Raw genomic sequence first — 6838 nt, 5'->3', positions numbered from 1 at the left:
TACTAGTTGTTGCATCCTCCAACAGTTTCCACCGTCCAGAATGGAGGGAGCGCTTCGCACGCGAGGCCGTCGTTCATTTTCTCCACGCGTTCCAGCGGCACTCCGTGAATGTTCCGCGAGTGGGCTGTTTCAGTATCACATTTAACATGGACTATTCTTACGTCGTGGCCGTAGGCCCGGGCAAGGTTGTAATAGGGAGAAATCTCCCACGCCCTTATTGCCGTGTTGTCTACAACAACAACTTCCGGAGAGTTCTCAACGCTTTCTTCCATTGACGCGAGTATTTTCGCGAATTGCCTGAGGCATGAAGCATGAGCTTCTGAAATCAGAGTACCATCGAACCTGTAAACACCATCATCATCCACAAAGAAACTGTCCGCAGAGCATACATGTGCCCCGGGATGATTCTCCTGTGCCCACGTTGATTTACCTGCGCCCGGAAGGCCCCTCATAATATAGATTTTCGCCAAGTGATACTGCTCCGGTTCTCATTTCCGGCAGAGCCGGTATTCTTGAGTCAGGTTTCGATTTCCTTAAGAACACCGAGGAAATCCGTGTATTCAAGCGCCTGCCAGCTTTCGGCTTCCAGGGCTCCCCCGGATCTTGAGATAAGAGATATCTTATGCGCGGTCTCAATATCGGGAGCTTCATAAATATCCATGAAATCGTACGGGCCCAGGATGGCGTAATGGGCTATCCATTTTACTTCCGGACAGGTTTTTTTTACCTTATGAAGCCATTCCTTTCCCATTTGCTTCCTGCCAGTGGCATCGTGCAGGCTCTTTGGGCTGTGTTTTGTCATCAGTACGAATTTCGGCATGATCTCTCCTTTCTTTTCCTTCAATAGATATTGATAAAAACAGTCGCTAATGACAAGTGCCGTCGGGATAGTTCAGGTGAGTGTAAGATGAAAGGAATTCTATTTAGTATATATTCCATAAGCTTCGTGTTTTATATACCGCGGGGAGGTAATTATCCTGAACAGGAAAGCAGTTGTGCTTCTCAGTGGCGGGCTTGATTCCGCCACCACATTGTACATAGCCCTGGATGAAGGTTTCAGTATTCATGCCTTGTCCTTCCGGTACGGCCAGCAGCATACGCTGGAGCTTGAATCGGCAAAGGCAATAGCCAGAGATGCGGGGGTTGCCAATCACATTACAATTTCACTTGATCACAGGCTTTTTAAAGGGTCGGCACTGACGGAACCGGAAGCGGTACCTGAAAACAGGCCTCTGGCAGAAATGGCCGGTGAAATCCCCCCAACTTACGTACCCGCGAGGAATACTGTTTTTCTTTCCATGGCGCTAGCTTACGCTGAAGTGATATGTGCTTATGACATTTTCATTGGTGTAAATGCTCTGGATTACAGCGGTTACCCGGACTGCCGACCGGAATTCATTGCTGCTTTCCAGAAGTTGGCGGAACTCGCGTCGCGGGATGCCGTAGAAGGAAATCCTGCGAAGATTCACGCACCGCTGCTGAACATGACCAAAGCTGAGATAATTGGAAAAGGTCTTGAACTGGGTGTGGATTATTCTCAAACGCTGAGTTGCTACAATCCTGACAACGATGGCAAGGCCTGCGGAAAGTGTGATGCCTGTATATTGAGATTGAATGGTTTCAAGGAGAATGGTTTGGATGATCCTGTCTCATATTCCAATAGGAAGCTTCAGGAAAGATGTATAGAATAAAGGAGATGGTCTATACTCTTCAGGGGGAAGGGTTCAATTCCGGTAAAGCCGTTGTTCTGTGCCGATTTGAGGGATGCAACCTTTGCTGCAGTTTCTGCGATACGGATTTTCAGGGAATCGACGGCCCCGGCGGAGGGGAATTCGAATCCGCAGGCGAACTGGCCGAAGCCATCAGCAGAAAGTGGAAAGGAGACGGAAGTCGTCCACGGGTACTGTGTACAGGAGGAGAACCTCTTCTTCAACTTGACGGGCAGCTTATAAACGCTTTGCACGCAACGGGGTTTGAAATCCTGCTGGAAACAAACGGGACGATTGAACCTCCCGATGGAATTGACTGGATATGTGTAAGTCCCAAGGGAAATGAATATCCTGTAGTAAGAAAAGGAAATGAACTGAAGCTGGCCTTCCCTCAGAAAGGTACTGACCCGGGAAGATACCTATCACTTGATTTTGAACATTTTTACCTGCAGCCGATTTTCGGAATTGATTTGAAAGAGAATACCCGAAACGCGGTTGAATACTGCCTGAACCACACCCGATGGATTCTGAGTCTTCAGATTCATAAGTATACAGGTATACCGTAGAGGAGATAACGAAATGGAAGTTTACAGAGAATTCAAGTTCGATGCCGCCCATCTTCTCCCGAACCTTCCTCCAGGGCACAAATGCGGCAGGCTCCATGGGCATACGTTTATAGCTGTGGTTCATCTGGAAGCCGGGGTTGGAATCGAAACAGGATGGGTCAGGGATTTCGGAGAGATTAAAGAAGTATGCACTCCTGTGATCGACCAGCTTGATCACTCGTACCTGAACGATCTCCCTGGGCTTGAGAATCCCACAAGCGAGAATATCGCAAGATGGGTTTGGAACAGGCTTAAACCTGCTATGCCAGAACTCAGTATGGTGGAAATAAAGGAAACGTTATCAACAGGATGCAGGTACAGAGGACAGGATAAAGTATGAACGATGTTCAGAACAACCCTGATTTCAGAAATATCACCCTGGATGAGGCGGGTATCAAGGATCTGCAGTATCCTGTAACACTGCTTGACAGGGCAAATGAAAGACAGAAAACCGTAGCTGTTATCTCCATGTCGGTGGAGCTTCCCCACCATTTCAAGGGTACGCATATGAGCAGGTTTGTGGAGGTTCTCGCGGCACACACATGTGAGTTCAACGGCAGAACAATTCCAGCGATTCTTACCGAACTGAAGCAGATTCTTGATGCCGAATCGGCAAGGATGACGGTCAGCTTTCCCTATTTTCTGGAGAAAGCAGCTCCGGTAACCGGGATTGCCGCGAAAATGAACTATCAGTGCGTCTTTTATGGAAAGAGCGGCCCTGAAGGGGAGGATTTCGTTTTAAGCGTAACTGTGCCGGTAAGCAGCCTCTGCCCATGCAGCAGGGAAATAAGCAGTTACGGAGCACATAATCAGCGTGGACATATAACGATTGAAGTACGGAGTTTCCCAGACGAGGAAGGAATTCCCGCAATAATATGGATAGAGGAGCTGATCGAAATAGCGGAATCGTCAGCTTCTTCATCCGTCTATACCGTACTGAAAAGACCTGACGAAAAATACGTTACTGAACTTGCCTACGACAATCCCGTATTCGTCGAGGACATGGTTCGTAACGCGTCTGAAAGACTTATGGAAGATGACAGGTTAATGTGGTTTCAGGTCACCGCTGAAAACCAGGAAAGTATACATAACCATACAGCCTACGCCCGATTCGAATGGGAAAGGGACGCAGGTATCTAATCGTTTCCGTCCCAATTGTATTCCGCGTCCACTGAAATAGATATTCCGCCCCTGACCCCGAAATCCGCGACAACCCTGCACCAGCGTGGTTCCAGAGCTTCTACCAGATCGTCCAGTATCATGTTCGCCACATGCTCGTGGAAAACTCCCTCATTTCTGAAGGACCAGAAGTAGAGCTTCAGCGATTTCGACTCGACTATTCTTTCATCTGGAACGTATTCTATGGTTATTGCAGCGAAGTCCGGCTGACCTGTTTTAGGGCACAGGCAGGTGAATTCATCGCTTGTCAGAGTAACGATGTAATCTCTGTCACAGTGATGGTTGGGGAATGTTTCCAGTTTCCTCCCGGGTTCGTTGCCGCCACCAAGGATTGATAGATCTTTCAAATCAGTATCATCCGTCATTGGACATTTTCCTCCACTCCATATAAAATCTGGGATCGAGAACAGGGCAGACGGTATCCTTTACCGGCCTGCACCATTCGCGCAAGTCCAGCCCCATTTCCTTCCAAATATGTCTGCTTTCAACAATGAACCTCCAGCGCCATTCCGGTTCGTTGTTCTCCCATTCAAGAGCTTCCTGAAGGAGTTCACGCTGTGATGTCCCGCTCCAGGCTATTTCAAGCTTTGTAAGACGCTTTGACAGCCAATCTTCCGTATGCAGCTGCGCTTTGACTTTTCCGGTTCCAAGCAGCCTTCCCGACCGGACTTTGAGAATACTCTTCAGATCTCCCTCCCCCGAACAGAGGGAAAGACATTTCTCGAAATCATTTCTTGCTTCTGCAAGCCTGTAAACAGGTCCGGTTCTGAGCCTTTCGGCCGCTTCGATGTTGTTTTCCTTCTCATGTTCTTCGGCAGCCTTCTCGAACAGTTTTTCCGCCTCTTTCCACTTCCCGGAATGGCATGCCAGATCGGCCATTATGGAGTATCCAGGCGGCCAGGAGGGATTATTCGACACAAGTTCTCCACAGATATCTCCAGCAGCAGAAAGGTTCCCCAGCTGCAGGAGAATTCTGATTTCTTTCCTTCGAAGTTTTCTCAGTCTGGATGGATCCGACTCCGAAACCATCCGGTTCCTTATCGAGAGAAGCTGCCTTCCCAGAAAACCTTCAGATGATACTGCCACAATGAACACCCTTTCCTGAATCGCAGCTCAGATCCATTTTTTCTTCCTGAAATACGTAAGCATTCCCAGGCTTACTACCAGCATAATTCCAAGTATCGCGTAATAGCCATACTTCCAGTCAATCTCAGGCATATATCTGAAATTCATGCCGTAAACCCCAGAGATGAAAGTCAGGGGAATGAAAATCGTCGCTATGATAGTAAGGACCTTCATTACCTGATTCATCCTATTGCTTACGCTTGAAAGGTACATATCATGCATCCCGGATATAATGTCCCTGTAGGTCTCCACAGTATCAATAACCTGTATGGTATGATCGTACAGGTTCCTGAGGAAAACCGCTGTCGGCTCCCTGACAAGTTCCGATCCGCTCTTCTCCAGAAGTGCGATTTCTTCTCTCAACGGCCAGACGGTTCGCCGCATGAAGAGCATAGCCCTTTTGAATCTGTGTATCTTCGTTACTTTATCAGGGTCCGGATTAGTAATGACCTGGTCCTCAATATCCTCGATCTGGTCTCCGATGGTCTCGAGTATCATGAAATAGCTGTCCACTACAGCATCTATAAGAGCATACGCGAGATAGTCAGCCCCCGCCTTGCGGATTCTTCCTCGGCATCCCCTTATTTGCTCCCGTACAGTATCGAAAACATCACCTGGCTTCTCCTGGAAAGTAATAACGTAATTGTCTCCAAGAATCACGCAAACCTGTTCGGTTTCCATGCCTGTAGAGATATCGGAATAGCTTAACATCTTCAGCACGATGAATAAATAGCTGTCGAAGTCCTCGAATTTCGGTCGTTGCATGGTATTAACAATATCCTCGACCGTCAAGGAATGAATGTTGAAGAATTCCCCGATTTTCTCAATGGTTCCTGTATCATGAATGCCATCAACGTTAATCCAGACGACATCGGAGGACTTGCAGAGACCGGCGCACTCCTTCGGAGTTGAATTCTCCTTTTCCTCGTGCAGGTTTTCGTTGTAGCGGATATAGGACATCCTGACTTTCTCCATTTTCCTTCTGCCTATGAAAAGGGGAGTTTCCGACGACTGACCGCCCTTTTCATGCGCCCTGCCGGAGGAGTACATTCTATCAGCCATAAAGGGCTCCCTTCAATAGAGCTGAAACAAAGAATCAAACCGCTTTCAATATAATTCTGCAAAAGCATGCTTTTCAAGTTTTGTAAGTGCCGCAAGTGGCGTCCGACCCCTCTAACCCCATAAAATATCTAAACTGAAGAGCCTGTCAAACAGTGATAGACTGCCTGACAATCACCGAAATCCATTTGGAATATTTACTGATTTTCTGTGTATTATCTGTACAGATTAAGGGAGGCTCACAATATGATCACGATGATTCTATTAATATTGACCGTTTCGGGAGCAGCCGAAGCAGCGGACGAGACCGTATTCGTACATGAATGGGGAGTTGTTCTTATAGATGAGGTTCTCCCTGTTGCGATTGGGGCTGAAAGGGGTTTTCTTGAAGAGAACGGTATGCTGCAGCCCTATTACTCCATGATAGTTGACGCTCCGGTGTTATGGTTTCATGGGCCTGAATTCACGGGCACGATGACCGTGGAAGTGCAGAACGGGTATTTTTCGCTTCTGATTCCAATTCCTTCAACAATTTCCACATGCGATGAAACGATCCCTGTTTTCAGGGATGAAGAGAACTACCTTGCTGTCTGGGACGATCTTAGCTTCAGCCATTCCGATGGAATGCCCTGTGACAGGCCCGTTGATAAAGAGGGGATCAGCACCGAGGAGGGCTTCCAGTGGGCGATGCCGTTCTGGCGAGAAGTCCCCGCGCTGACGGTATCGTACGAACCTGCTTCTTACGTTGACCGTTTCATCTACTACGAATGTTCCGCAGCCCACCTTTTTGGGGAGCAGGATCCCCTCGAGGATTTCCTGCGTGGGGCTATTGTGTTTCATGAAGAAGATGGAAAACTTGCAGCCGATCTCGTAGTTGCTCCACGAAACAGAATTCGTATTGAAATTGCTGTTTTAGATGAGGGGATACTGGAGGTGCTCTCCGGCTGGGGCGGCGATGAATTTCTGGACGAAGAGATAAATGCCCTCTGGAAAACCTGGAAGCCAGGTCTTCTTACAAGATGCTTGAGTTACGGTGAAACCGTTGTTGTGTTCCCCCTTACGGATGACCAGATTGAGTCGATCAGTACAATCGATCTTCGGATTGACCAGGGTTACAGTGTGGAATACTCCCGCCTGTTCCTGGCCATGGGGAGTATTTAG

The 6838-nt window shown here is 48.0% G+C and carries 10 protein-coding genes; 5 read left to right on the top strand and 5 right to left on the bottom strand.

Annotated elements, in window-relative coordinates:
• Nucleotides 1–2 precede the first annotated feature (2 nt).
• Together K8S15_08175 and K8S15_08170 are read right to left on the bottom strand one after the other, a co-directional pair.
• Complete coding sequence (locus K8S15_08175; GenBank protein MCD4776009.1) at nucleotides 3–470, bottom strand: ATP-binding protein; 468 nt, start codon at nucleotides 468–470, stop codon at nucleotides 3–5.
• Between the two features lie 47 nt (nucleotides 471–517).
• Nucleotides 518–820 carry a GYD domain-containing protein gene (locus K8S15_08170; protein ID MCD4776008.1) on the bottom strand — a complete coding sequence of 101 codons (303 nt, stop codon included), beginning with the start codon at nucleotides 818–820 and terminating at the stop codon, nucleotides 518–520.
• Between the two features lie 157 nt (nucleotides 821–977).
• Here K8S15_08170 and queC point away from each other — a divergent pair, with 157 nt between their 5' ends.
• The 4 genes from queC to folE2 are packed head-to-tail and all read left to right on the top strand — an operon-like array spanning nucleotide 978 to nucleotide 3454.
• On the top strand, nucleotides 978–1691 hold the full coding sequence (gene queC / locus K8S15_08165) for a 7-cyano-7-deazaguanine synthase QueC (GenBank protein MCD4776007.1): 714 nt from the start codon (nucleotides 978–980) through the stop codon (nucleotides 1689–1691).
• Nucleotides 1679–2275 (top strand): 7-carboxy-7-deazaguanine synthase, encoded by a 597-nt coding sequence (gene queE / locus K8S15_08160; GenBank protein MCD4776006.1) that lies wholly within the window; start codon nucleotides 1679–1681, stop codon nucleotides 2273–2275. The genes queC and queE overlap by 13 nt, the downstream gene beginning before the upstream one ends.
• A 13-nt stretch (nucleotides 2276–2288) precedes the next feature.
• Nucleotides 2289–2654, top strand: coding sequence for a 6-carboxytetrahydropterin synthase QueD (gene queD, locus K8S15_08155; GenBank protein ID MCD4776005.1), 366 nt, complete (start codon nucleotides 2289–2291; stop codon nucleotides 2652–2654).
• Entirely contained in the window at nucleotides 2651–3454 is an 804-nt protein-coding gene (folE2, locus tag K8S15_08150) for a GTP cyclohydrolase FolE2 (GenBank protein ID MCD4776004.1), read from the top strand. The genes queD and folE2 overlap by 4 nt, the downstream gene beginning before the upstream one ends.
• On the opposite strand, the gene queF is transcribed toward folE2, so the two are convergent.
• From queF to corA, 3 genes are read right to left on the bottom strand one after another with little or no spacing between them, the layout of a single operon-like run.
• Nucleotides 3451–3858 (bottom strand): preQ(1) synthase, encoded by a 408-nt coding sequence (gene queF / locus K8S15_08145; protein MCD4776003.1) that lies wholly within the window; start codon nucleotides 3856–3858, stop codon nucleotides 3451–3453. The two genes, folE2 and queF, sit on opposite strands and share 4 nt — an antisense overlap.
• On the bottom strand, nucleotides 3848–4579 hold the full coding sequence (locus K8S15_08140) for a hypothetical protein (protein MCD4776002.1): 732 nt from the start codon (nucleotides 4577–4579) through the stop codon (nucleotides 3848–3850). Before K8S15_08140 ends, queF begins: the two co-directional genes overlap by 11 nt.
• 27 nt (nucleotides 4580–4606) lie before the next feature.
• A complete protein-coding gene (gene corA, locus K8S15_08135) occupies nucleotides 4607–5668 on the bottom strand; it encodes a magnesium/cobalt transporter CorA (GenBank protein MCD4776001.1) in 1062 nt (353 codons plus the stop codon).
• A 255-nt stretch (nucleotides 5669–5923) separates the two neighbouring features.
• Between corA and K8S15_08130 the strand changes: the two genes are divergently transcribed.
• Complete coding sequence (locus tag K8S15_08130; protein MCD4776000.1) at nucleotides 5924–6838, top strand: hypothetical protein; 915 nt, start codon at nucleotides 5924–5926, stop codon at nucleotides 6836–6838.

Source organism: Candidatus Aegiribacteria sp., assembly GCA_021108005.1.
Taxonomy (GTDB): Bacteria; Fermentibacterota; Fermentibacteria; order Fermentibacterales; family JCC-6; genus Aegiribacteria.
The sequence above is the reverse complement of the archived record's forward strand: the minus strand, read 5'-3'. Positions and strand labels throughout refer to the sequence as shown.

Bases quoted from the DNA above. Each gene is read 5' to 3' on its own strand.
- K8S15_08170 (MCD4776008.1), bottom strand. From the start codon at position 820: ATGCCGAAATTCGTACTGATGACAAAACACAGCCCAAAGAGCCTGCAC.
- queE (MCD4776006.1), top strand. From the start codon at position 1,679: ATGTATAGAATAAAGGAGATGGTCTATACTCTTCAGGGGGAAGGGTTC.
- queD (MCD4776005.1), top strand. From the start codon at position 2,289: ATGGAAGTTTACAGAGAATTCAAGTTCGATGCCGCCCATCTTCTCCCG.
- folE2 (MCD4776004.1), top strand. From the start codon at position 2,651: ATGAACGATGTTCAGAACAACCCTGATTTCAGAAATATCACCCTGGAT.
- queF (MCD4776003.1), bottom strand. From the start codon at position 3,858: ATGACGGATGATACTGATTTGAAAGATCTATCAATCCTTGGTGGCGGC.
- corA (MCD4776001.1), bottom strand. From the start codon at position 5,668: ATGTACTCCTCCGGCAGGGCGCATGAAAAGGGCGGTCAGTCGTCGGAA.
- K8S15_08130 (MCD4776000.1), top strand. From the start codon at position 5,924: ATGATCACGATGATTCTATTAATATTGACCGTTTCGGGAGCAGCCGAA.